General features: G+C 43.7%; 18 protein-coding genes. 9 read left to right on the top strand and 9 right to left on the bottom strand.

Features of this window, described 5'->3' with window-relative positions:
- Positions 1-27: 27 nt before the first annotated feature.
- Complete coding sequence (locus Q1A86_RS04955) at positions 28-1,506, top strand: bifunctional diguanylate cyclase/phosphodiesterase (protein ID WP_299803581.1); 1,479 nt, start codon at positions 28-30, stop codon at positions 1,504-1,506.
- Positions 1,507-1,647: 141 nt separating this feature from the next.
- On the opposite strand, the gene Q1A86_RS04950 is transcribed toward Q1A86_RS04955, so the two are convergent.
- Positions 1,648-2,124: a thioesterase family protein gene (locus tag Q1A86_RS04950; RefSeq protein WP_299803578.1), complete on the bottom strand. Its 477-nt coding sequence runs from the start codon at positions 2,122-2,124 to the stop codon at positions 1,648-1,650.
- Between the two features lie 174 nt (positions 2,125-2,298).
- On the opposite strand from Q1A86_RS04950, the gene Q1A86_RS04945 reads away from it, so the two are divergent.
- The 4 genes from Q1A86_RS04945 to Q1A86_RS04930 all read left to right on the top strand — a co-directional run bounded on the left by Q1A86_RS04945 (position 2,299) and on the right by Q1A86_RS04930 (position 8,358).
- Entirely contained in the window at positions 2,299-2,739 is a 441-nt protein-coding gene (locus Q1A86_RS04945; RefSeq protein ID WP_299803574.1) for an OsmC family protein, read from the top strand.
- A gap of 452 nt (positions 2,740-3,191) precedes the next feature.
- Positions 3,192-6,260: an EAL domain-containing protein gene (locus Q1A86_RS04940; protein ID WP_299803571.1), complete on the top strand. Its 3,069-nt coding sequence runs from the start codon at positions 3,192-3,194 to the stop codon at positions 6,258-6,260.
- A 259-nt stretch (positions 6,261-6,519) separates the two neighbouring features.
- Complete coding sequence (locus Q1A86_RS04935; RefSeq protein WP_299803569.1) at positions 6,520-7,857, top strand: DEAD/DEAH box helicase; 1,338 nt, start codon at positions 6,520-6,522, stop codon at positions 7,855-7,857.
- 153 nt (positions 7,858-8,010) lie between these two features.
- Positions 8,011-8,358: a DUF6176 family protein gene (locus Q1A86_RS04930; protein WP_299803566.1), complete on the top strand. Its 348-nt coding sequence runs from the start codon at positions 8,011-8,013 to the stop codon at positions 8,356-8,358.
- A 104-nt stretch (positions 8,359-8,462) separates the two neighbouring features.
- On the opposite strand, the gene Q1A86_RS04925 is transcribed toward Q1A86_RS04930, so the two are convergent.
- Positions 8,463-9,881, bottom strand: coding sequence for an endonuclease/exonuclease/phosphatase family protein (locus Q1A86_RS04925; protein ID WP_299803563.1), 1,419 nt, complete (start codon positions 9,879-9,881; stop codon positions 8,463-8,465).
- A gap of 311 nt (positions 9,882-10,192) precedes the next feature.
- Between Q1A86_RS04925 and Q1A86_RS04920 the strand changes: the two genes are divergently transcribed.
- On the top strand, positions 10,193-10,528 hold the full coding sequence (locus Q1A86_RS04920) for a hypothetical protein (RefSeq protein ID WP_299803561.1): 336 nt from the start codon (positions 10,193-10,195) through the stop codon (positions 10,526-10,528).
- A gap of 55 nt (positions 10,529-10,583) precedes the next feature.
- On the opposite strand, the gene Q1A86_RS04915 is transcribed toward Q1A86_RS04920, so the two are convergent.
- Both Q1A86_RS04915 and Q1A86_RS04910 read right to left on the bottom strand, forming a co-directional pair.
- Positions 10,584-11,486 (bottom strand): mechanosensitive ion channel domain-containing protein, encoded by a 903-nt coding sequence (locus Q1A86_RS04915; RefSeq protein WP_299803559.1) that lies wholly within the window; start codon positions 11,484-11,486, stop codon positions 10,584-10,586.
- Entirely contained in the window at positions 11,487-13,844 is a 2,358-nt protein-coding gene (locus Q1A86_RS04910; RefSeq protein ID WP_299803557.1) for an AAA family ATPase, read from the bottom strand.
- 178 nt (positions 13,845-14,022) lie between these two features.
- Here Q1A86_RS04910 and Q1A86_RS04905 point away from each other — a divergent pair, with 178 nt between their 5' ends.
- The 3 genes from Q1A86_RS04905 (at position 14,023) to Q1A86_RS04895 (ending at position 18,045) form a co-directional block, all read left to right on the top strand.
- Complete coding sequence (locus Q1A86_RS04905; protein ID WP_299803555.1) at positions 14,023-15,159, top strand: GTP-binding protein; 1,137 nt, start codon at positions 14,023-14,025, stop codon at positions 15,157-15,159.
- Between the two features lie 184 nt (positions 15,160-15,343).
- A complete protein-coding gene (locus tag Q1A86_RS04900; RefSeq protein ID WP_299803552.1) occupies positions 15,344-16,717 on the top strand; it encodes an MATE family efflux transporter in 1,374 nt (457 codons plus the stop codon).
- A gap of 191 nt (positions 16,718-16,908) precedes the next feature.
- Positions 16,909-18,045 (top strand): energy transducer TonB, encoded by a 1,137-nt coding sequence (locus Q1A86_RS04895; protein ID WP_299803550.1) that lies wholly within the window; start codon positions 16,909-16,911, stop codon positions 18,043-18,045.
- 105 nt (positions 18,046-18,150) lie between these two features.
- Here the strand turns inward: Q1A86_RS04895 and Q1A86_RS04890 are convergent, their stop codons facing one another.
- The 5 genes from Q1A86_RS04890 to Q1A86_RS04870 form a co-directional block, all read right to left on the bottom strand.
- Positions 18,151-18,720 (bottom strand): LUD domain-containing protein, encoded by a 570-nt coding sequence (locus tag Q1A86_RS04890; protein ID WP_299803548.1) that lies wholly within the window; start codon positions 18,718-18,720, stop codon positions 18,151-18,153.
- Positions 18,721-18,724: 4 nt separating this feature from the next.
- Positions 18,725-20,098 carry a lactate utilization protein B gene (locus Q1A86_RS04885; RefSeq protein WP_299803546.1) on the bottom strand — a complete coding sequence of 458 codons (1,374 nt, stop codon included), beginning with the start codon at positions 20,096-20,098 and terminating at the stop codon, positions 18,725-18,727.
- A gap of 8 nt (positions 20,099-20,106) precedes the next feature.
- Positions 20,107-20,850: a (Fe-S)-binding protein gene (locus tag Q1A86_RS04880; RefSeq protein WP_299803544.1), complete on the bottom strand. Its 744-nt coding sequence runs from the start codon at positions 20,848-20,850 to the stop codon at positions 20,107-20,109.
- Between the two features lie 405 nt (positions 20,851-21,255).
- A complete protein-coding gene (locus tag Q1A86_RS04875; RefSeq protein WP_299803542.1) occupies positions 21,256-24,075 on the bottom strand; it encodes an FAD-binding and (Fe-S)-binding domain-containing protein in 2,820 nt (939 codons plus the stop codon).
- A 136-nt stretch (positions 24,076-24,211) separates the two neighbouring features.
- The gene (locus tag Q1A86_RS04870; protein WP_299803540.1) at positions 24,212-25,855 is read right to left on the bottom strand and encodes an L-lactate permease; all 1,644 of its coding nucleotides are present in this window, start codon (positions 25,853-25,855) and stop codon (positions 24,212-24,214) included.
- Positions 25,856-26,372 lie beyond the last annotated feature (517 nt).

Below are 26,372 nucleotides of genomic sequence, written 5' to 3'. Positions count from 1 at the left end.
ATTTTATAACGGTAAAAGTACTCATTGATGGACAGTTTTTGGATGATTTCCACTGTGTGTTTGTTGCTAATAGCTTTGTTAGTAAGTGCACTCTTGTGGCTGCTCAGACTGCGACATCAACTCAATAAATTATTTGAGTTTCTTGACCTGAAGGGGATTAAGCTCCCTTCCAGTAACGCCTCTTTAACGGGCAAACTTCTCAGTTTAAAAGATCTCGTCACTACTCTCTATACCCAAAGTAAGCAATCAGAACGCGATAAGCTCACTGAGCTTGATAATCGATTGAGCATGAAGCGCAAAATGGCCGTTTTAATGCCATTAAATCGTGGTAGCTTAGTGTTACTCGATATCTATCGTTTTCGATACGTGAACGATTTGTTTGGCTTTAACTTTGGCGACGAGCTGCTGAAGCAGATGGCAGGGCGGGTGAAAAGCCTAGCCCCGGAAAGTTCGTTAATTGCTAGGATGAATGAAGATGAATTTCTTATCTATTTCACTAGCGAAATGACGGAGCAACAACTACAGCAGATCATCGACAAATTGCAGCTCCCCTATGATATTTTCGGAAGTATCATTACTACCAGAGTGCAGATGGGACACTTGGCACTAAAGCCTTTTCACAGTGATATCAGTACCATGTTGCGACGACTAGACTTAGCGTTAAAAAAAGCCAAGACCCATGATGTGGCATTATCTGAATATCAGCTGGGTGATGATGCTGCGCAGCTTAGAGAGGTGTCGATTATTAATAGCCTGGCCAAGGCACTGCGTGATGGCGAGCTTTATATGGTGTATCAGCCGAAGCAAAGTTTCCCCCACGGAGACTGTCAGCAAGTCGAGGCCTTAATGCGATGGCAGCATCCTTTATTAGGCAATATATCGCCTAGTGAATTTATTCCCTTAGCCGAATATTCCGGCATGATCGATATCGTCAGCCAATGGGCCTTGGATCAAGTATTTGCACAGCAAGCTGTATGGCAGCAAAGTGGTATTAAGCTACAGGTGGCGGTAAACCTATCGACTCAAGATCTGCGTAATGCGTCTTTGATTACCGGAATAGAGGCTAGACTTGAGCAATATCAATTAAAGGCGAATGCGATCTCGATAGAGATCACCGAAAGTAAGTTGATGCAAGACTTAGATGGGGCGGTTGTAACGATTAAGCGTCTGCGTCACCTCGGAGTCGATGTGGCTATCGATGATTTTGGGACGGGTCATTCTTCTTTGGCTTACCTTAAATATTTGCCTGTCGATGAGGTCAAGATTGATAAAGCATTTCTAGAGGATCTTGAAGTCGATATTAGGGCTAGACACATAATGGATACCAGTATTCGATTGGCGGAAGGTCTTGGTTTTAAGGTGACTGTTGAAGGGGTGGAAACTGAAGAGATTTTACAGTTATTGCTCGATATGGGCGTAGATAAAGTTCAAGGCGATATCTTTTCTAAGCCTTTAACAGCGAAAGAGCTAGGAGCTCGCTGGTCGAAAATAAGTCAGGTTAGCTAAGGCATGCCTATGACTAGGTTAGCACCAGTGTAGCAGGCTATGAGAAAAGGTAAGCCGATTATGCTCAGCATCTAGAGTTTGAGACTTACCTTTTTCATCAGTTATTGTAAGCTTTAATCAAAACAGATAGGCAAAAGACACTCAAAGAATAACGGTTTCAGAAAAAGCTTCACCTAAACGAGCAATTAACTGCGGTGGCATAGGGCTTAGCTGGCGCTTCTTATTCATACAGATCATCTCAATCTGGGCGGTGACGGCGGGCTTTTTTCCATTAGGACGCCAGATCTCCTGCAACCAAACCGTACGGTACTTACTCTCAAAATAGAACTTGGTTCTAATATCGATAATATCGGCAAACTCCACACCGTCGTGACAAAGCATATCGCTGCGATATACCGCAAAACCTAAGTCATGCTCATCCCATAAGTTGGCCAAATCTTTTGCCCCAATGACGTGTTCACGAGCGCGTTCAAAGTACTTTAGAAAGTTAGGGTGATATACCACGCCTGAAAAATCGGTATCTTCGTAATAGATCTGCACGGGAAAGCTGTAGGTTTTACTGTACTGTACTGACTTAGTATCAGAGGTATTAGCTTGCATGGTATGAGTTTGTGACATAGTGATTTTGCTTTAATTTGTCAGTGTATGAGATTGGCTTATCAGTCTATCACAGTAAATAATCTGTAAACGATTAACTGATAAATACAGTAAACTGTGAATAGCGCTTGAGTTTTGGTTTAAATATTCATTAGAATAATCTCATTGAAATAAAACTAATGGAGCAGTATTAACATGCCACAAAAGAGCGTTGAAGTTAAAACTCACATGGGTGATGGTTGGAAAATTACAGCACAAGTGAGAGAGCACCAACTTGTGATCGATCAGCCTACAGCAGGTAACGAAGGTGCCAATCCGTTAGAGACATTTATTTTTTCTTTAGCTGGTTGTATCTCGACTATAGCTAGAATGGTTGCTAGAGAGCAGAAGATTACACTTAACCATTTTGATGTATCGATTAAGGCACAGTTAAATACGGCAGGGCTACTTGGAAAAGCGACCGACGATCCCGTTGGCTTTAAGCATATCGACATCACAGTGGATATGGACGCTACAATGAATAAAGAACCCTTATTTGATGAGCAAAAACGTGAATTTCTTGATACGGTTTGCCATCGTTGCCCGGTGCATGACAACTTACTAAATCCGACTTTAGTCACTCATCAAGCTAGTTAATTTTTACAGCTGACAATCCGCTATTAGGCTAAGATTTTTAGGTGAATGTTTCCTTATGGAATTAATCATTCACCTTATCTACTCTGGTCAATAGCGGTGTTACACAGGCTTGAATTAGATTCAGCCTTTAATCTATTAGAGGCGAATAGGACTCAGTCTCAGCTACGGTTTTTCCATTTCCTATAATAATTTAGAGTAAAAATTCGTCTCAGACCTTTGAACTTTGGTTCTTTAGTGTTTATCTTTGTAATTAAAGTGTTGTAAAAGGTAACAGTGATTCGAATGTTTTCCTATACTGACAATAGATTGCAAGTTTTCAAGCTCCCTATAAATGTAGGGGAGTTGTCGAATCAAGCGATAACCTACAAGGTTTAAAAATCGTCTTCTAGATGGGTTAATTAAAAATAAAAAAAACGATTTTTAAAGGAAATATCAAGGATGAATAGCTTCTTATGGATCAAGGCTTAATTCTCTCTCTTATACAAAATGCCGCATTATTACTCGCGCTAGTTCTCGTGTATGACGCCTTTCCGCGTAATCATAAACGCTCTCTGGATTTATTATGGCGTGTAGGGATTGGTGTGCTAGTCGCGGTTATTACCATCTCCGTCATGCTGATGCCTTGGCAACACAGTAACGCTATCTATATCGATTCAAGAACGGTTATTTTAAGTGTCAGTGGTCTTTTCTTTGGTGGTGTGCCAACGTTAGTTGCTGTGATCATCAGCAGTTTATATCGGCTGAGTGAAGGGGGGATAGCAGTATGGTCTGGTGTTGGTACCATAGTGACATCAGGTCTTATGGGATATCTGTGGGGGAGATACCGCAAAGGAGATATTGGTGATATCCGTATCGGTGAGTTATTTGCCTTTGGCTTGATGACCCATAGTGTCACTCTACTCTGGGGCTTGACCATGCCCATCGAAATAGCCATCAACCTATTGAAACAGATCACTGTCCCCTTTCTGATCATCTTCCCTATCACTACCGTTTTACTGGGGCTATTGCTATCTAGGCGTATCGAGATAGAACGGGATCAAAAAATTAAGTTGCAGGACCATTTGCTGTTTAAGTCACAGTTCCAGAGTGGAAATATGGGGATCGCAATTACTGATATTACCCATGAATGGATTAAGGTGAACTCAAGTTTGTGTCAGATGCTCAAGTATACCGAGCAAGAGTTGCTCTGTCAGTCTTGGTCAGAGCTGATGTCTGCTGATGATTTTCAAAGTTATAAGCATTATTTTTTAAGGATGCTCGATGGAGGGATTAATGAGTTTGAGCTTGATCTCTGTCTTATCGCCAAAGATGAATCGATAGTCTATACCCATATGACAGTAGCTTGTCAAAGAGTCCAATCCAGAGTCGAATTGATTATTACAGGCTTTTTAAACCGCACCTCACAAAAGGAAGCAGAGAAAGAGAAACTCGCCAGTCAGGAGCAATTGGGCTTAGTGCTTGGCAGCAGTGAGCTAGGCTTTTGGGATTGGGATATTCGTAAAGATGTTATCGAGCGAAACGAGTACTGTGCGGCCCTACTTGGCTGTGATGTCGATACCCTCAATAGTCAACAAAAGCTGTGGATTGACTCGATTCATCCTGAAGACCGAGCCACAGTACTAGAGTCGATAGAAGCACATTTAAGTGGTGAAACGGAGCAACATAAAGTCGAATACCGTATTCGCACCTTAGCGGGTGAAACCTTATGGATCCTAGACTCTGGGAAAGTGATGAGCCGAGATGAAAGTGGCAGTCCTTTAAGAATGTGTGGGATCCACACAGATATCACTGATAGGAAGCGGGTTGAAGAGTCATTAAAGCTTGCCGCCTCGGTCTATAACAATAGTCGTGAAGCCATGAGTGTGCAGGACGAGCAGGGCATGATTATCAATATTAATGCCGCATTTACAGATATTACCGGTTATACCGAAGCCGAAGTTAAACATCAAAATATCAAGATATTACAGTGCAACCGTAATAATCGAAGTGCCTATGAGCAGATGCACATGGGAGTTGAAGAAGAGGGGCACTGGCAGGGAGAAGTGTGGCTAAGGCGTAAAAACGGTGAGGAATTTGTGGTTTGGCTAACCCTGAATGCCTTGTTTGATGCCGAAGCGCAGACACAGCGTCGCGTAGCGCTTTTCTCTGACATTACAGAAAAGAAGCAAGCAGAACAAATAATCTGGAAACAGGCTAATTATGACTCGTTAACTGGCCTGCCAAATCGGCGTATGCTGTTGGATTACCTTAATGCGGAGATCTTAAAGTCAGATAGCCGCGAGCAACATTTTGCATTGATGTTTTTAGACTTAGATTACTTTAAAGAAGTTAATGACACTCTCGGCCACGATATGGGAGACATGTTGCTATCGGAAGCCGCTAAGCGACTAAAAGCCTGTATTCGGGAGTCTGACGTGGTGGCAAGACTAGGGGGAGATGAGTTTACGGTAGTATTATCTGGCATTACCGATATCAAAGGTGTTGATAAAGTAGCGAAACATATTTTAACGAGTATTGCGGAGCCCTATAACTTAGGGGAAGAAACGGCCTATATCAGTGCCAGTATTGGTATTACTCTTTACCCCGATGATGCCTCAACCATTGAGGGATTATTAAAGCACGCCGATCAGGCCATGTATGCAGCAAAAGATGAAGGGCGAAATCGCTTTCATTACTTTACGCCATCGATGCAGCGATACGCCAAATATAGAATGCGTTTGATCCAAGACCTTCGTTCAGCCATTGCCAACCACGAATTTGAACTCTATTACCAACCAATCGTTAGCTTGCAGGGCGGTCAGGAACTTAAAGCGGAGGCCTTGATCCGTTGGCGTCACCCTAAACGTGGTTTGGTATCTCCAATAGAATTTATTGCGGTTGCCGAAGAGACAGGGCTCATTATTGAAATAGGTAACTGGGTGTTCCAGCAAGCTGCCCGCCAGAGTGCCTTATGGCGCGATCGTTTCGGCATTGAGGTGCAAATTAGTATTAACAAATCCCCAGTTCAGTTTAGGGATGAAGGCGAGAGCCTAAGTTCTTGGGTGTCTTTGTTAAAGACCCTCAACTTAACCAATAATAATGTCTGTATCGAGATCACCGAGGGCTTACTGCTCGATGGCAATAGTGCTATCTCATCTAAACTCACACGATATCGTGATTCAGGGATACAAATCTCGCTCGATGACTTTGGTACTGGCTATTCTTCACTGGCATATCTTAAGAAGTTCGATATAGACTTTTTAAAGATAGATCAGTCTTTTACGCGAAATTTAGATAGTAATAGTGATGATTTTACCTTATGTGAGGCGATTATAGTGATGGCTCATAAGTTGGGGATGAAAGTCATTGCTGAAGGCGTCGAGACTGATTACCAGCGTAAAATCTTAGCCAATGCGGGCTGTGATTTTGGGCAAGGTTATCTATTCTCAAGACCTGTACCAGTTGAAAAGTTTGAACAGGCCTATCTTGTCGCTGAGCATACTCTGGAGGAAAACAGCCCTGTAGCAAAGGATCGAGCTTAAGCTGAGTCAATATTATGAGCGATTTTACAGTGTCGTACTTGGTTGCAGTGAAGTGGTTAAGGCCATGGAAGTGCTGAATCGAGTATTCTCATTCAAGAATAATTAACCTAGACAGTGATATTGTGTCACTTAGATTGTATAAACTTAGAATCGCCGAGATAGACTTAGTTTGGCTATATAATCTCGAGCGGGATTTTGCTAGACTCCGCGCTCACTTTTATTCCTTCCATTCCTTTATATTAATCCTATTGAGCCGACCATGAACTTTGATGCATTCGATTTACATTCCAAAATATTAGATGCAGTTTCTGCCCGCGGTTACCAGCAATTGACTCAAGTTCAATCGCAGGTATTACCCGTTGCCATGGAAGGTAAAGATATTATGGCTTGTGCCCAAACGGGTACGGGTAAAACAGCGGCTTTTGCACTACCGCTACTTAATACCTTGATTAAGGAATATGGCTTATTTACTGATAGTGAAGCCGAGTTGACTCATCAGCCGATTGTTAAGGTGCTAGTCCTTACTCCTACTCGTGAGCTGGCGATTCAAGTTGCCGATAACATTACGGCGTACGCGCAGTATTTGCCATTTAAAACTGTTGCCGTATATGGTGGTTCGAACATGAACCCGCAGCGCAAAGCGCTGCAAGCTGGAGTCGATATCTTAGTTGCGACCCCAGGCCGTCTATTCGATCATATTGGCCAGTTTGGCCTCGACTTGTCAAACGTGACTCACTTAGTAGTGGATGAAGCGGATCGCATGCTGGACTTAGGTTTTGTGCGTGATATTGAAAAGGTGAAGAAGCTGGTGGCTGCGACTCACCAAACACTTTTTTTCTCTGCGACCTACAGTGACGCAGTTAAAACGCTAGCGGAAAAAATGTTAATTGCGCCAGAGTGGATTAATGTTGCAACCTCTGCCACTGCAAGCCTTATTACCCAAGAAGTTTACCTTGTTGATACTCGCAGAAAGTCAGAGTTACTTTCTGAATTGATCGGCCGTAACAACTGGCAGCAAGTTTTGGTGTTTGTCAGCACCAGAGAAAGTGCCGAGCATCTACATACGGAATTAAAACTCGATGGTGTGAAAAACGCCGTCTTCCATGGTGAAAAGACTCAAGGGGCAAGAAATCGAGCACTTGAGGAGTTTAAATCTGGCAAGTTACGCGTCATGGTAGCAACCGATGTAGCCGCTCGCGGTTTAGATATCGAAGCGCTGCCTTTGGTGATTAACCTAGAGTTACCGTTTGCTGCTGAGGACTATGTTCACCGCGTTGGTCGAACCGGACGAGCGGGCCTCGCGGGTCGTGCTATTTCTTTTGTATCACCACAAGATCGCGAGATGATGCAAGAAATTGAAGTGTTAATCGCACAGACTTTACCGCGCATGACTATGCCAGGTTATGAAGAAGGCGCCCCTTTACCGGCTCGCTATCGTGACGTTGTTGTAAAGCCTGTAAAAGAGAAAGGCCACAATAAACGTAAGTATCAAGACAAAAATCGCCCGGCTAAAAACGCAGTAGGAAAAAGTAATTTCCGTAGCGCAGCATCGGGAAAAAGTAGCTACGGTCGCTCAAAAGATAAAGCTAAAAAATAGCGTATAAATTGAGTCATACCTATCTAAATAAAGTGAACATAGCTACTGTTAGCATGTTCACTTTTTTATGGGGTAAAGTCAGTCTTTTTACCTGCAAAGGTACGCAGGAAATTAAATATAAAGCTAAGTGTCAGTGCTTTCGATGAGGAATGAATGGAATCTAAATTACTTAAAATTAAACTCAAGTTAGGAGCAAGAGAAAAGCTAGATGATTTGATCTGCTATATGCGTGAAAATATCCAATACCCTAAGGGAGAAATGGATCAAAAAGGGTACTACTGGGACAGTGTTTTCTTTGAATCCTCCGCTGAATATGAGTCTGTTTATATCGTCATTAAGTCTGAAGACTTTTCGAAAATAATGCTCGATGAGTCGACACTGGACCATACGCCATTTCGAGAAGTTTATGAGAAATTTAGACTTGAGTGTTGGGTGAACGAGCCTTATACAGACATCGAACCCGTCATCTGTTTTAACTCATCGATGCAATTTTCAGTTTAATCTCTAATCCGATAAAAAAGCGTTCAGTAAATAAATTGTACTGAACGCTAATTTATTACTCATTTGGTTTGCCATTACAAGTATATCTGTAATGGCTGAATCAATTAGAATTCAGCTTTAACCCAAACAAGGCGGTGATCAGATGAGATATCTTTGCCGTCACCATACTTACCTACACGCTCATCATTCATTAGTAGACGACCCTCTTCGAAGGTGGCTGGCCAGAATACACCTGAGTCAGTGATGTTTAGGTCACTTGATGGCATAACGTAATCAACACGTAGTCCAAATGTACTTGTTACATACTGTGGGCTGCCAGTTCCCCAGTCACCACATTCGCCATTCGTAAAGCACTCATCAGCACCTAAGCTGCTAGGAGCGTAAACACCCAGTGTTGCATGAGTGTTGATGTGGTCGTTGGCTAGTAGCTTAGCAATCGTTTCAACTTTACCATCGCCATCGTTAGGATCAGCGTTAAGGTCGCCCATAATCATAAATGATGCGTCGTCAGCTAAACCACCTTGTAGACCTTTGTCGTCATACATGTAATCTGAACCTGATACATAGTCATCCCAAAAAGCGACTTCTGCGCTATTTAGCAGTACGTTGTTCTTCGTTACTGTATCGAATACTGGTGGTGTAGGGTGTGACATTAACAGGTGAACAGTTTGAGTTCCGCCATCTGATGTGGGGACGAATACTGGCACATCAACATGGTTCTTTGAAGAAAGTGGCTTTTCAGCCCAAGCTTCTGCTGAGTACCATTCATCGCCACACTTCATGCCTGCAGGAATCGGATTGTTCTCATCATCGCAATTAACGATAGTTGGATTGGTTGCGCCCGGCATATCTTTCCATTTGAAGTTTTGGAAAGTACGGATATTGGTTGTGTCGATTGGGTACATTGAGATCAGGCCAAATGCGTATTGACCGTGATAGAAGCCAAAGCCCCAAGCATCACCAGGTAAGGCAATCTTGCCGTCACGATCTAAGTCAAACTCGCTAAGTAAACCAGTGTTAGTGGCGAATGTCTCAGAGTAACCAAATTGGATCGGCTCAAGCATCTTCTTTTCATCAGATGTCGCACCCAAGCCATTTTGCGGTACAGACAAGTAGTTAAGACGGAAGCCCACCATGGCATCTTGGTTTTCACCTATACCGTCGTTGTTGAATTCTCCCATCATCAATACAGCTGGGCGCTCTGTTTGAATTACAGCTGCAACGTTACGGATTTGAATAACTTTTTCTGCAACTTCTTTTTCTGTATCAGTTAAGGTTCCGTCGAACCACTTACCCATTAATGCGTCTTGCTCTTCAGCTGTTAGTGTCATCTCACTAACAAGCTGCTCAAAGCTTGTACGATCGAATGATAAGTTATACGCGGCAAAGCGACCGTCTCTCTCTACTGGCTCAATAGGATCTGGTGTTGGCTCAGTTGGGTGGTAGTTATTGGTTTCGTCATTACATCCTGCTAATAACGCAACAGTGATTGCAGCCGCAGCGGCAGTTTTTAGAAATTTCATATTTTGACCCATCAATAATAATTATAATAACGAGCTCATTTAGTTGAGCTTCGATGATATTCTATACAGGTGTATATAGGATGAACATAAATCTTGGATGATTGAGTGACTATGTGTTTGAATTGTCACCACTCTTTGCGGTGATGATGCTGGTGTGTTGTCTGCGTGTTTTGGTCTTGTTGCTTGGTGGTGTTTTGCGTTGTTTTTATTTAGAAAGCATTTAGGAGGTATTTAGTTGTACTTTAATTCCTCCTTAAAATGTGCATGATTTGATAGTGTTATCGTTATTAATTAATTTGGAGTCGATTTCAGTGAATAAAATCTATGGTGTGGCTAGCATTGTTGTGGTGGTGCTGTTTTGTGGATGTGCGCAAATAGTCCCAAAAGATACGACTGAAAAAGCGATTAGCGTGAATGATAAGAGTGTTTATGAACGGCCAGACATTCAAGCTTGTGAACCTGCTTGGTTTGAAAAAGCGGCACAACAAATTATCACTGGTGATGGTCATGGACACGGACCCGATCTTGGCTCGTTAGAGTGGCGCTCAGTGGTAGAGTTTAGACTGGGGATCAGAGGCAATAATGAACTACCAGAATTAGACTCAGATCTGTGGTGCGATTATATCGATACGCATTACCTTAAATAGCTCTGTATCAGTTTGCTGGCTAATACTGCGTCGTTAGTGCGGCTCATGAGTCCTTTTAACGGTATATCTTGGTGCTTTGCATAATGGTTGGCGGGCAGATATTCTGCTTTTTAAACTCCTGCATAACCCTCAGGGTAATGTCTGTTTCAAATAGTTTTTCATATTTGATATCTAGCACGTAGGCTTTAAGCGTAAGCTTAATCGCGAAGTAATTATCACTAATATCTTGCTTCACAAGTACCACAATGGGTTTTGGCAGGTGGATATAGCGGCTCGATGCTGCAGCTTCACGAATGATGTCACTGGCTAAAGTAAGGTCTTGGTCCAGCGCGACATGGAAGGGGATCACCACCTGCATATCTAAAGCGCCATAGTTACCACTAACAACCACATCGCTTAGAAACTTGCTGTTGGGAATGGTAATAATGTCATCAGTTAAAGTACACATTCTGACGGAGCGTAGTCCTATGGTGACGATATCGCCGTAATGGCCTTCAAATGTCACTCTATCGCCGACTTGAAAGGGTCTGTCTATCATGACAGTGAGCCCAGCAATAAAGGATGCAGCCAGATCTTTCATCGCAAAGCCGACAGATACCGCTAAGGTGCCACCAATAAGGGTAAGCACTCTATCATCGACCCTAAAGCTCAGCATAAACACCGAGATCCCCGCGGTCATATAGACAAAGAATTGAAAGAAGGATTGCAGCTTTTGGGCAAGCATACGTCGCTGGGCAAACTGGCCACCGATAGAGTCGACCAGGTTTTGAGTAAATTTAAGCATTAACCAGGCAATAAATACCACAATCAACGACATGAATACGCCACTCCAGCGGATCAGGCTGGCAATCTCTGTGAGACTGTCTAAGTTTGCTGTTGTGGTTTCAGCCCCTGTTGGCATGGCGATACAAAGTACAGCTAATCCGATTACGCGGGGTAATTGCAGAGAGTCTTTCATCTATTTCACCAATAAGTGTTGATTGTGCAGTGTATTGGTTATGTATCTAAACCAGTGTGCAGAAATCCTTGCCTTATCATCCACTAACTCCACAAAGCCACGGTTTTGAAAATAACGCAGTGTATTTAACACCTCGGAGAATCCAAGTTGAGTACAATCCGACAGTTCTTCCGCTGAAGCAACTTCCAACTGCACGATGGCGCGTAATACCGCTAGCATTGGCTTAGGCATGTTTTCTAGTTCTTTTGCGTCAGGTGCTGTAAATATTCTGACAAACACCTTGCCACTGGTTTTATCTTTATTAAGTGACATTCTAAAGAACCGCAATGCAACTGTTGGGTTACCGTCGGAGTAGTCCCATAAAATACGGTAGAAACCTTGTTCGGCTCGCTGTTGCTCACTGAGATCTTGTTCATCCCATTGCTTAGGTAATTTGAGTCCTTCAAAGCTTAATCCATACTCACCTTCAATAGTGATACGGCTACTTAGCAAGGTGGCAATTTGTTTCTCATTCCAACGTGGCATGGCAATGACTTTATCAAATAGTAAGCGCTCGCCTCTTGCGCGGTCGATAAAGCGCCAAGCCGACTGTTCCATCCCTAAAACCGCGCCATGTTGATTACGGCCGCGGCGTAGCAGTTTAGTGATTTTCATCAGATCGGTTAACCCAGCAACTTTAGGGCTAACTAATCGTTGGCAATTATCGATACAAACAATGTATCGCTGCTCAGATTGTCGCAAGTGTTGAATAAGGGCTGCTTCATTACCATCTTCTTCAAGTCCTAAGGCAATATTGAGCTGTTGGATCAGTGGTGAATAACCACCGTATGGACAGCTTAAATAAATAGCATGCTCTGAGTTGGCACTGTGTAGTAGGCGTTTAAATAGTGTGGTTAGCCCTAAGCCTCGCTCTGAATAGACTAAAGCTAATGCCGGAACTGGGGCTAGAACGTAGCGCGCGAGCTCATCGAGCTCGGTCTTAGCATACTCTTGCACAAGCTCACTCTCCTCATGGCCTGGCATCACATACAAAAAGGCTTCGTCACCTTTAACACGAACCATATTGGTATTTTCTTTATCTGCTTGGCTCTGCTTGGCTACTTCAACTCTAAAGAAGTAGGCTAATGCATGCTTAAAGCTTTGATAGCGAGAGAGATTATTAAATAACTCTTGAAAGGCTCTTTGGTTAAACAGCCTAAAAACCCCAAGTAAGGTTGCCACAGGAGAAAATAACCAATTGTTTTCATTTTTGATCGCCCACTTGATGTAATTGGGGTGATCATCATTTTGCTTCAACTGGTTGAAGATGATTTGACGCCAATCTCTTAAGGTTTTAATCAGTAAGATGAGTAGGGCAAGCCCGATAAATGTCTTCACCCAGGCGTAAATGGCTCCTTGATAAACACTCATCTCTGTAGTTTTGAGAATGATCCCAGACACCATAAATAACCATATCCAATACTTTACCGTTTTGACCCTAAGCTCAACAATTTCAGATTGGTTGTTATAGCGGCTATGGTGAGCGGTAAATTCGTTGATAAGGCGGATAATAATCGCAGCGCTAAATGCCCAATAAACCACAACGCTTAGGTAGCTGATATTGCCAAGTCCAGGTAGGCGAGCAAATAAGTTGAGCAATACAGAGGCAGCAATGAACCAAGCGATAACAATGTGTACTTTATTGAGGTAGCGCCAAAAAATGTTACTAATAGGTTCTCGTTTGAGGCGAGCCATTTTCGTTTTATCGAGTCGCGACACGATTAATATCGGGCCGACTTTTAGCCACCACTTAAGGACAATAAAGACGAGAGCTGATTTGATGATAAGTACGATCAGCGGAATGGGGGAGACTGTAAGATCGTTAGCGAAGGCTTTTAGGTTTCTTACTTGCGAGACAAAGGCAAAGCTCGCGTTAGCTTCACTAATTTGAGCTTCAAGTATAATCTGGCGCACACCATCGGGGCCAAATCCTGTGTATTTATCATTGAGATTGGGAGTGATGTATTGGAGTAATTTGGCCTTATTGGCGCTTAAATTATCTAAGGACAGTTTAACTTGCTGAACTTGCTGCCAAGTCGTTGTTGAGGGAGATTTTTGAAATGCCTGTAATTGTTGTTTTAGTTTTACCGTGTGCAGTGCTTGTTCATTAAAAAGCTGTATAAGCAAGTTTGCAGCCCGGCTTTGATCGCGCTGGCTTGCGAGGTGAATATCGGGTAGTGCATTCACACTAGAGTCGAGTGCTTGGCTCGATGGTGTCAGGCTAGGTTTATCAATATCAGACCAAGTCTGTGAATAACAAAACGGTGTGATGACTAGTGCAGTAAGCCAAAGTAAGCTTAATATCAGTTTTTTCAACATTGCTTCCTATCATTCCATTGGCAAGCCTATGATTTACCTGTAATCAGCATAGCATATGGCTTAAAGATTGATTGGAAAATAGCCAGCTATAAAACTTCGGCTAACTCCCGGTTTTGGGGTGACATTAGATTGGATTAACGATTAGAATCTCAGGTTACTCGATAGATAGAGCCTAGCTATGATCCAGAAAATTATCCCAACCAATGTCATTACCGGTTTTTTAGGTGTCGGTAAAACCTCCTTAATTAAGGCTCTGTTACAGCATAAGCCTGAGGGAGAGGTGTGGGCCGTACTGGTCAATGAATTTGGCGAGATAGGTATCGATGCCGGGTTACTCGATGCTGACTCTGAGCAAATACAGATCAAAGAGGTGGCGGGTGGTTGTATGTGTTGCGCGGCGGGCTTGCCTATGCAGGTGGCGATAAATCAGCTGATAGCCAAAGCTAAGCCTGACAGGTTGCTGATTGAACCAACGGGGCTAGGGCATCCTAAAGAGGTGTTAAAGGTGTTAACTCAACCTCATTATCGACAAGTGTTGGCGATGAAAGCCTGTGTGACCTTGGTGGACGCGAGAAAGCTCAATGATAGCCGTTACACCAAACATGAGATTTTTAATCAACAGCTGCAAGTCGCTGATGTTGTGTTGGCGAGTAAAGCCGATAGTTATCCCTCCTCCTTAATATCGGACTTATCTGAATATCTAGATATGATTAATCACTCAGATCCTACACTCCAACCAGCTAGTAGTGATAGTGAAAGAGTGCCGATTATGCCTTGGAGTCTCAAGCAGGCCGTAGAGCTTAGTGTTTCGATTATGCCGCTGTTAGAAAAGGCCCATAAAGGCGCGATTTTAGCAAACACAACAAGGTTAAATATTGAACCTGAAATCTTCAGACAAACCGAGAAGAGTGTGCCAGCGCCTCGTTTAATCGATATTAACTATAGCCCACTCTTTTCAGAGTCTGTAGATGATTTATCGTCTGAGCAACATACTCAATTTGATGAGCGCGGTTTGCTGCGAAAGACTAATCAAGGCGATGGTTTTTACAGCTGTGGTTGGGTGTTTGACCCAAGCTACGAGTTTGATTTTGATCTATTGCTAGCCCTAATCAAAAATCTACAGGTTGAGCGGGTAAAAGCTGTGATGATCACCGAAGAGGGGATTGCTGGCTTTAATGGTGTCGATGGAGAGTTATCAATTGTAGAGCTTGACGATGCGATGGACTCACGAATTGAGCTATTATCGATGTCACCAATTGAATCCACAGAACTTGAATCCGCGTTATTACGTATATCAAAGCAACTTAACGGTTAGAGGCTGACGCTAGAATCTAGCGTTTATGAAACTGTATGGCTTTAGAGGCGAGCGATAAGACTTAATATTGACGCGATCAACAGCGAATACTAACTACCCCAAAAAACAAAAAACAAAAAACAAAAAACAAAAAACAAAAAACAAAAAACAAAAAACAAAAAATAAAAATAATCAGAGAAAACTCATGACTCAACCGACGCTAACAACGGCTGAATTCAGCCGAAATAGCACAAACTCACCTATGGTCACTGAACCAATAAGCCAGCTATTTTGGCGCTATAGTATCCCCACTATCTTGTCCATGTTAGTGACGGGAATATACGTCACTATTGATGGTATGTTTATTGGTCATTATCTAGGAGAAGTCGGTTTAGCGGGCATGATCTTGGCTTACCCGATAGCTGCGATGCTTTACGCGATAGGTGCGACGTTGGGTATGGGCGGTGCGGCCTTAGTGTCAATCCACCAAGGTCAAGATGAGTCTCATATCGCTCGGCGAATATTGGGTAATACCTTTAGCTTATGCTTAATTTCAGGCTTTATCACTACTCTTGTTGGTTGTTATTTTTCTAGAGATATCCTCGTCATGCTTGGCGCAGAGGGGGAGATCCTAAACAGTGCAGACGACTATCTATTTTGGTATTTTGCCTTCGGGACATTTCCAATTGTGTCGATGGCGTTTACCGCTTTGCTGCGTAACGATGGTCGCCCCGGATTCGTGACTTGTGTATTAATCTTAGGTGGTGTGCTCAATACCGTGCTGGACTGGCTGTTAATCGTGGTATTTCCCTATGGGTTAATGGGGGCAGCGATAGCCACCATGATCTCCCAGGCTGTCACAGGTGCATTGTGTTTACAGCACTTCTTTTCCAGCCGAACTGAAATTGGTATCAACCTTGAGCAGATGAAACTCAAGTGGGATCACTGCGTTAATATCATCCGTGTCGGTACACCTAGCTTTTTAATGAACATGTACTTGACCGTGGTTCTGACACTGCACAATGTGGCATTTCTCGCGGTGGGCACGCCATTGCACGTTGCCGCTTATGGAGTGGTGAGCTATACCGAAGCCTTCTTCTACTTATTGTTTGAAGGTATCGCCTTTGGTGTACAACCTATCTTAAGTTTTAACGCTGGCGCCAAACGCTTTGATAGAGTAAAACAGGCGCTAAAAATGGCCTTTTCAGTCACTTTAATCTGCGCAGCATTGGGGCTTATTTTCATCTATTCGGTGCCACAACTTTTCGTGTATATCTTTGCTGGTGACAACGCTTTACTCACGCCAATTGCCACAGAGGGCATGCGCTGGTATTTCTGGGGCCTACCTATGGAAGGCTTATTGTTAGTGGGGGCGTCATTCTTCCAAGCGATTAACTATTCGAAAGAAGCGTCAATTTTAACTGGGGCTAAACTGATTTTATTCGCTGCCATCTTATATGTGTTTGCTTGGGCCTTTGGCGTGCCTGGTGTTTGGATCTCACTTGCGACCTGCAGTACGATATTGGTGGTTTGGATGGCGTGGATTATGAAGCGAACTCATAGCCAAATGCTGGCTTAGGGGGCTAAATACATAACCGTAAATAGAGGCTAAGTTCATTCGTTGCTAAAGGATTATTCGTAACTTAATTATTGAGACCTACATAGGGGCATGTTAGTTTGGCTTTTAAAAAGCCATGCTAATTGAGCGGATTAACCTGTCGTTCAACTTTAGGTTACGTATCAAGAATAAAAATGAAATAAGGACTTTTCATGTTTACCAAGCTTAGTGCTAATAAGCGCAATATTGTATTAACAGCTATTTTTACAACAGTTGTTAGTCTTTCTTCCCCAGCTTTTTCCTCTGAGTTTAGTGACGCCTATTTAGCTTATAAAGCTGCGGTAACCGCCGAAAACCAATCTGATATTGAATTTTATGCTTTGCAGTCTTATGAGTTAGGTAAGGCTAAGTTTGGCGCTGACAGTATTAATACCGGTAATTTAGCACTAAATGCAGCGAATGCATTAATTGCTAATATGCCTAATCAAAGCTTTGATGAACAGCTCAAATCTCAACCGAAAAAGCTTCAACCTGAAGCGTTTGTCTTGTTCGAAGAGACATTACAAATCTACCAAAAGCATTATGGTGATGACGCTATAGAGCTGATAGATCCGTTATTGGGGCTGAGTGATGCCAGTAGCAAAAAATATGCTCGAAAGTATTTGGATGAAGCCTTAGATATTGCAGAGGATTCTGACGAAGCAATGGTCATCGCAGATACTAAAATGGCTTATTTTGAGCGTTTAGTTAACTCACGATATTACACCCGCAAAGTTCGTAATTACGCTTTTGATGCGCATGAGGCATACAGTGAATTACTGCCAGAAGATGCAATGAAGCGAGTACTCAACAGTTTTAGGATAGCGAATGTACGTTTTGCTGAAAAAGATTTTGATGAAGCCGAAGTGCTATTTTTAGGTGTAATCAGTCAATTTCAAAAGCTTGATTTTAATCATCCCTATGAGTTGGCCGCTCATGCAAAGTTAGTACAGATCTATGAGCATGATGGCGAAAGTGAAAAGTCCACCCAACACTGTATTGCGATTGGTAGTATGAAGCCTTGGAAAGAGGATATTGAGCCAACACCGTTATTTCGCAAAAATCCTAACTATCCCATGTCTTATGCTAGAGCTGGGAAGAGTGGTTCAGCTCAGCTCAGCTTTACCATAGATGAAATGGGTTTTGTTAAAGATCCTGTTGTTCTTGATACGATTGGCGGAGAAAAATTTGCAACAGAATCGCTATTAGCATTAAAGCAGTGGCGTTATGCGCCTAAGTTTGTTGATGGAAAAGCCGTTAAAGCCAAAGAGGTGAAAGTTCAGCTAGAGTACTATATCGAGAAAAGATAAAGTTAATTTAAATTGTAATTCTCATCAGTGCGTATACCGTGTTCTGAAATAGCTGAACAAAGCCCTAATAGCAATTAGGGCTTTTTCGGACCAGTTTAATATTGATTAAACTAAGTAGACGTTAAGGCTACAGGCGCCATGAGCACCAACAACCAGTGCTTGTTCAATATCGGCTGTCTTTGATGGACCTGCGATAAACGTACCAAACTCACCAGAATCTAAGGTTATTTTACTGGCAGCCTGATGCATGTTAGCGACAATTGTATTCGTATCTAATACTAAGAATAGATTTTCACAGATAAAAGGGGTGACTCGGTGGCCAAGATTTTTATTATTAACCCAAATCGCGCCATTCTCGGCCACGCCTAAGTCTCCTGGGATCACTGCGTAATCGATATCTCTTAGCTGGTGGGCGGTATCGGTCACTTCGCGATTACCTTTAACACCGTCAACCATAGAGATGATTTGCATCCCCTGAGCAATATGTTCATCAACCTGCACTTGCAGTTTGGCTAAGCCACCTTCACGGTGCAAGGTACCGGCAACCGTATTAAGGCTGGCTTCAAACTGACCGACTAAATCATCAATTCGCGGTGAAATATTGATGACAGGCATGGCTTGAGGCGCAATAGCGGCGCTTTTCAGTGCGTTAAGAATGTCGAGTTTGCTAGACATGTTTTTACCCTCTGTTCTTCTTAAACCAAGCTTCGAAGCTTGAGTCTGGTGCCACTGGTAACTCGCGGTATTTCCCCCAAGCGCCTGAGAATGGCTTTAATAGGCTACCCGGTAAAATCTTAAGTGCAGTACGAGCCACGCTCATCGAGCAGTTAAGTGCCGTTTCACTGGCCATAAATTTGCCTACTAGCGGCATATAGCTGGATTTGCCGTAAGGAAGTTTTCCCGCCTTGGCTTTTAAACGGCGATGATGGTGGATGATCTTATCCAGTGGCACTTTAGTTGGGCACACATAAGAGCAGCTACCACATAAGGTACATGCCCAAGGAATTGAGTTTGTATCATCGCTTTGCGACCCCACCGCGATACCAATAGGGCCTGGAATGGTATAGTTGTAGCTATACCCCCCTGAGCGGCGATATACCGGACAAGTATTCAGGCAGCCACCACAGCGAATACACTTAAGTGATTCGGCTAAGATTTTGTCTTTTAACATGTCTGTACGGCCGTTATCGACAATAATGACATGCATCTCGCCGCCATCTTGTGGGCCGCGATAAAAAGAACTATATGTGGTGATAGGCTGGCCGGTGGCATTTCTTGCCAGAGTACGCAGCAAGACTGCGGCACTATCGATATTGGGCACTATCTTGTCTATGCCCATTGAGTGCAATTGCAACTTAGGTAAGTTGGCGCCCATATCGGCATTACCTTCGTTGGTACACACTACGACGGCGCCTTTATCTGCAATTGCCATGTTAACCCCAGTCATAGCAGCATCGGCAGACAAAAATTGCTCACGAAGATGCGCACGGGCGGCGCGGGTTAAGTAAAGTGGATCAGATGCGCCAGCATCTGTGCCGAGCTTGTCGTGGAAGAGATCGCCCACTTCCTCTTTTTTCAGGTGAATTGCAGGCACCACAATGTGTGATGGTGGCTGTCCAGCGAGCTGAATAATACGTTCGCCTAAGTCGGTATCAATCACCTCAATGCCACGTTCCTCTAGATAAGGATTCATATGGCATTCTTCGGTGAGCATAGACTTAGACTTTACTAATTTTTTAACGTCATGGTTAGCTAAAATGCCATGCACGATACGGTTGTGTTCTGCGCCATCTTTGGCCCAGTGTACTTTTATGTTGTTTTTAAGGCAGTTTTGTTCAAACTCTTCTAAATACTGACCTAAGTGGGTCAGAGTATGAAGTTTCATTTCTGAACCAATTTGGCGAAGCTGTTCCCACTCTGGCAAGCTTCCCGCCGCTCTGTCTCGCTTTTCACGTAGCATCCACAGAGCTTTTGAGTGCCAATCGACGCGAGATTCATCTTTACAAAAAATCTCCGCTTTATGGGCATGAGTAGCTGATGTTGAAGTCGACATATCTTCTCCTAAAGCGCTGCGTTGATTATTTGAGCTATGTGGCGAGTCTCAATCGGCAGCTTTTGCCGTCTGACCATTCCATCGATATGTAGTAAGCATGATGGATCGAAACCAACGGCGTAAGCGGCGCCTGTTTCTGCATGAGCTTGCGCCTTATCTTTCCCCATTTTGGCCGATACCGCGCCTTCATCTAGGGCAAAGGTCCCACCAAAACCACAGCACTCATCGCGCCTGTCTGGATAGACAATCTCAATTTGGGGAATTGCAGCAAGCACGGCTTCGAACTTGTTCATGCGCGGGCCCATTTGTTCGCTTGGAGTCGCTAAATCAAGCATACGAATGCCATGACAGCTCATCTGTAGGCTGATCTTGTGTGGAAACGGTTTGCTAAATGCTGGAATAGGAGAGACGTCATGAAGAAACTCGGTGAGCTCATACAACTTGTCGATTACGGCTTGAGCTTCTGGGCTCGAATCAAACTCATGGAAGTTCTCTTTTGCAGCAACCAGGCATGAAGCAGCAGGGCACACAATGGCATCACACTCGACACCTTTGAAGGCATTGAGTAGTTTCATGGTTGTTTTCTTGGCTTCGTTATAACAACCTGAGTTGGTCATTGGCTGGCCACAGCAGGTTTGGCCTTGAGGCAGTATGACTTGGTGTCCGAGTTTTTCTAATAATTCTAAGGTGGCAATTCCCACTTCAGGCACCATCTGATTCACTAGACAAGGAATGAATAGAGCTATCTTCATTGTAGTTTCTCTTCTATTTTACAGACATAGTTAGCGACTTTTAACCGTAAAAAGTAGCCACAAAAAAGCCTACTCAACAAGCAAGCTTAATCTTTAATGGCCATTCGCTTATATTTATTCACTCATTAAATATAGGCCGATACCCCTGTAAAAAGTAGTGCTAATTTAGTAAATAAGATTGACCATTTTTGCAAAAGTGAAAATAATCTAGGTGGTTGTATAATATGGAAAATTTGTGGTTTATATCTAAGAGTTGAACTTGCTGTTGCTAAAAGTGGTTGTTGGGGGCTAGGAGCTTGCCGTCATGACAGGGAGATAAATTAGGGGCTTAAATAGCCCCTAATGGCTTGCAATTACTCGAACAAGGGCATGCTTATGCACATACCTGTTTAAACCGACAATGGCTTAACGGGTACACTCTTCTAATAGATAGGCAAGGTGACGATAAGAGATGCCGCTATGCTGAGTTAGACCCACTTCACACATACGGTTAGCGTAGTAACCTTCGTTAACATCAACTGGAATAAGTTTCTTAATGTTACGTAGTGCACTGGCGTTGATCTCTGGTTTGTACAAACCTTTTTCGCCAGCATAACCACAGCAATCGATCCCCGCTGGACGAACAATTTGTGCAGTACAAGCATCAACAATCGCTTCCATCTTAGACTCGATTTTCATCTTGCGTGCACTACAACCTAAGTGCAGCGCAACCGCTGGTTTCTTACGGTTGATGGTGAGTTTATCGAGCAGTTTGTCATGGATAAAGTCGACCATATCAACAATGTCGACTTTGTCTGTCAACGATTTGTCGCCAGCAAGGGTTCGATAAGTACAAGATAGTGCATCGATAATTACTGGCAGCTTGCCGTCTTGGGTCATGGCTGCAACAGCTTCAATCAATTCTTTACGCTTTGCATCGGCGTTCTTAAAGTCACCTTTAGATTCCCACATTTGACCACAGCATAGCTCGCGAGTCTTTTCAGGAGTGATAACATTGTAACCGCTGCGCTCAAGTAGAGTGACAACCACTTCTGGCAAGGTACGGTTATCGGGATCTTTTGGAGTTGGGCCAAAAGTTCGACCACCACAGGCTGGGAAGTAAATCACAGTTTCTTGGCCCGGAATAGGCGCTGCCAGTTTAGGAAGTTTACCGCCTTTTGGAAAGTCAGGGTTCCAATAAGGGACTTCTTTGCTGACGACGCGACCCGCCTTCATGATGGCACCAGTGACGGCGCTGCCAGTGATCTTGTGAATTGTGCCTAACACATCAAAACCTGTGCTGATCACCTGATTGACTGCACCAAAGTGTTTGGCTTGAAAGTCGAGTACCTTCTGTTCAGTTGTACTGATGTAAGGCGATCTGAGTTTACGCACCAGTTCGCCCATGCTGTTATCGACTGGACAGGCAATGGTGCAAAGCTGACAGGCGGCACAGGTATCAACTACATCGTATTTTGCTGCTGCGCGCATTTCGCTGGCGGCTTGTTTATCGCCAGACTGCTCAAGGCGTTCAATTTCGCGCAGGGTTGCGATACGTTGACGCGGTGACATATTTAGCGCCGATGTCGGGCAGGTCTTTTCACAGAAGCCGCACTCGATACATTTATCGACTAAGTCATCGACCACAGGGCAAGGTTTGATATTTTTAACGTGAACTTGATTATCATCGTTCAGAATTACGCCTGGATTTAAAAGTCCTTCAGGGTCAAAAATCTGTTTGATACGCTTCATCAAGGTATAAGCATCGCTGCCCCATTCCATCTCAACAAAGGGGGCGACCGCGCGGCCTGTGCCGTGCTCAGCTTTCATCGAGCCGTCGTATTTATTTATCACCATCTCGGCGACATCTTGCATAAATGCGTGGAAGCGTTCTATATCGGCTTGAGTATTGAATGTTGGGGTGATGATGAAGTGGAAGTTACCTGCGAGTGCGTGTCCATAGATCACTCCTTCAGGATAGTGATGCTTGTGGAATAGCTGGGTAAGGTCTTTTGCAGCAGCCGCTAAATGTTCAAGCTCAAAGGCCACATCTTCAATAATGACTGACGTACCTTTAGGGCGCTCGCCACCAATAATAGGAAATAGCGCTGAACGCATTGCCCAATATTGGCCAAATACCGCTGGATCATCACTGAAAGTGATTGGGCGCTCGGTTTCAATGTGAGTCAGCTTAGCGATAACTTCTTTAGTGTAATTTTCGAGTGTCGCCTTGTCATTAGCGCGAGATTCAATTAATAAGATACAGGCGCCTTCAGGCAGCTCTGCAAGCCATAATGGCATACCCGCTTTACCAGTGATCGCCTTGATTGAGGCCCAATCAAGTAACTCTGCAGCGGCTACACTGTCGCCCACCAATGGTGGGATCGCACGTGCCGCATCTTCCATATTAAAAAATACCGCCATGGCAGAGGCTTTAAAGCGGGCTTCATCAACAGTGTGATAAGTCACCTCCTCAACAAACGCTAACGTACCTTCCGCACCCACAATCAGGTGATTAATGAGCTCGAACGGTTCGGCAAAATCAACTAAGGCATTTAGGCTGTAACCTGTGGTGTTTTTGATGGAGAACTTTTTACGAATTCTAGCTGCAAGCGTGGTGTTGTTGACGGTCAGCGCTGCAAGTTCACTCAGTTCTTTCAATAGCTGAGGATGAGATAGTGCAAATGCAGCTTTTGATGTTTCACAACCCGTATCGAGCTCAGTGCCATCTGCAAATAAAAGTTTGGCCGATGCAATTGTTTGGTAGCTATTCTGCGCTGTCCCGCAACACATACCTGAGGCGTTGTTAGACACTATGCCGCCAATTTTGGCCGATGCTAGTGTGGCTGGATCTGGGCCTATTTTTTTGTTCAAAGGCTTTAATACTGCGTTGGCGTCGGCGCCAATGACGGCGGTACCTAAAGTGATCTTCGATGCATCTTCACTAACAGATAATGTTCTAAAGCCATCATGACCCAATATAAGCAAAATACCTTCGCCGATGGCTTGGCCTGAAAGACTGGTACCTGCGGCTCTAAAGGTGACTGGCGCGCCATAAGTACGGGCTATCGCAAGGGTTCGTTTAGCTTGTTCCAAGGTATCGGCATGCACCACAATTTCTGGCACGATACGAAAGTAACTGGCATCGGTTGACCAAGCAAAACGGCGAACAGGATCGTTTGTTGCGGCGTCTTCACCCACTTGCTTACGCAGATCTCTTAATACAGCTTCATAATTAATTGACATTAATTTTATCTCACACACTTATTTTAAAGTGGATAAAGCCGCCGCTGTAGCAACGGCTTTCCGATATTATTATTTTTATAGATTTTGTTTTAAGCCCTATTTAAATAAGGGCTTAAAGGAGGACTTAAAGAAGGGCTTAGAATCCCCCCCAAACTGCCGCGATAGTGCCAGCAACTAAAGCATAGCCTAGTGCAACTGGCATGGTTTTACGGATAATCTCTGACTCTCGGCCTGCCATGCCAACAACAGTTGCGGCTGCAACCACGTTCATTACACACATCATGTTACCGGCGTTCGCGCCAATACCTTGCATGGCTAAAATAAGTGCATGGTTAGCACCGATATTGTCGGCAACACTGTATTGTAGTCCCGAGAACATCATGTTCGAGAATGTCGCAGAACCTGATAAGAAGGCACCAAAAATACCGACAATCGGTGATACCCAAGACCATACCGCTCCCATGCTATTGGCTAGCGTATCGGCAAGTGCCACTGGCATAGAAGCAAGACCCGAGGCGTTTTCACCTGAGTTAAGGAATATTTTTACCATAGGTACTGAAGCGCCTAGAGAGATAATCGTCGGCACCATAGACTTACAAGAGACAGAGATAGACTCTTTTATTGCAGGAGACTTCATTCTGAACAGGAAGAAACCTAAGATACAGACTAAGACGAAGAAGGCGCCGGGTGCGTAAAGCGTGGCAAAGCCAGCTTTTAGCTCTGTGCCAAGTAAGCCTGTCCAACTGATGTTAAAGCTAGATAACCAGGCTTTTAGTGGCGCAACAGTACGTGAAAGTACCAGTAACGCAGCCATAATTAAGTATGGAGACCAAGCTGCAAGTTGAGAGAACTTGACCTCAGTGTCCAGTTCTTGGCGCTCTTGACCGTCATTTTCCGCAAAATCATTCCATTGCTCTTTTGGTAATAGGTAACCTTTTTTTGCCACAGGGATAACCAAAGCCATACCGACTAATGCACCAATAACCGATGGGAATTCGGGGCCCGCAAAGTAGTTGATTAACCAAGCCGGTACGGTGAAAGCAAGGCCGGCAAATAGGGCAAACTTCCAAATGGCTAAGCCTTCTTTAAAGGATTTATTACGGCCAAAGAAGCCTGTTAGGATCGCCACCATTGTCAATGGAATAAGTGTGCCAGTGATTAAATCGATAGTGATCATGTGCATAGCAATAAACTGCGCGTAGTCGGCAAAACTACCGCCATGTTGAGCAATTTGCTCTGCTGCCATATTGCTGCCACCCTGTGTGAGCCCTTGTTCCATACCAAACAGAACTGGCAGACCGATAGCACCAAATGAGACCGAGGTAGAATCAGCAATCAAGGCAACCACTGCTGCAGCAATCGGAGGAATACCCAGTAAGACAAGCAGAGGTGCACCAATAGCTGCAGGCGTACCAAAACCTGCTGAGCCTTCGATGAACGAGCCAAACAACCAGCAGATGATGATGACCTGTACGCGAGCATCACCGCTAATATTGGTAAATCCTGCGCGAATGGTATCCATAGCGCCAGAATACTTAAGCGTGTTTAACAAGAATACCGCGCCAAAAATAATAGTCAGCGGAGTTAATGCTGATAACAAGCCTTCGACCACCGAAGCGGCAAGAAAAGTGGTGTCCATTTTCCAAATGAATACTGCTGCAAGTCCGGTGAACACCATAGAAATAGGCATTGCTCTTGATGCTGGCATCCGCAGTAGGACTAAAAACAGCATTACGCTAATTATCGGCGTTAAGCTTGCGAGTAGTTGAATAAAGGTCATGCTTGCCTCGATATGTTGGGGTTTTTAACTTCAATTTCTACTTCAAATTATTAAGTTTGAGTGGCTAACTGCAATTTTTGCTGCCAAAACCATCGGTTCATTTCTAGTTATGATGGAAACAGTGCGTACTAAACGTGAATTAGGGATTAGCGAATATGATCTGGATCATACTGCAGCCTAATTGTGGTTGATAATGCCATTGGTGAGAGGTGTCACGGTTTCATGCTTTTCGGTGTTGTGATCTTGATCACGTGAAAACCTGTTACTGTTGCCTGTGCATCACGATTTTATCGAAAGGAACTGCACTTTGGCTTGTATAAGGTATTAAATCAAGGTCATTTTGGCTTGAATTGATCGTTAAATTTCTTGATTGATACTGAATAAGAGCTTTGAAGTTAGTTGGAAATGTCGCTTGTGTCACATTTCGGAACTTGTTCTTTTGTGTTTGGGAGTCATTGTTAATTTAAGTTAATGTTTTTACTTGGCTTAGTTATTTGTTGAGCATAGCTTCAATATA

This window comes from uncultured Shewanella sp., from assembly GCF_947497935.1.
Lineage (GTDB): Bacteria > Pseudomonadota > Gammaproteobacteria > Enterobacterales > Shewanellaceae > Shewanella.
The sequence above is the reverse complement of the archived record's forward strand: the minus strand, read 5'-3'. Positions and strand labels throughout refer to the sequence as shown.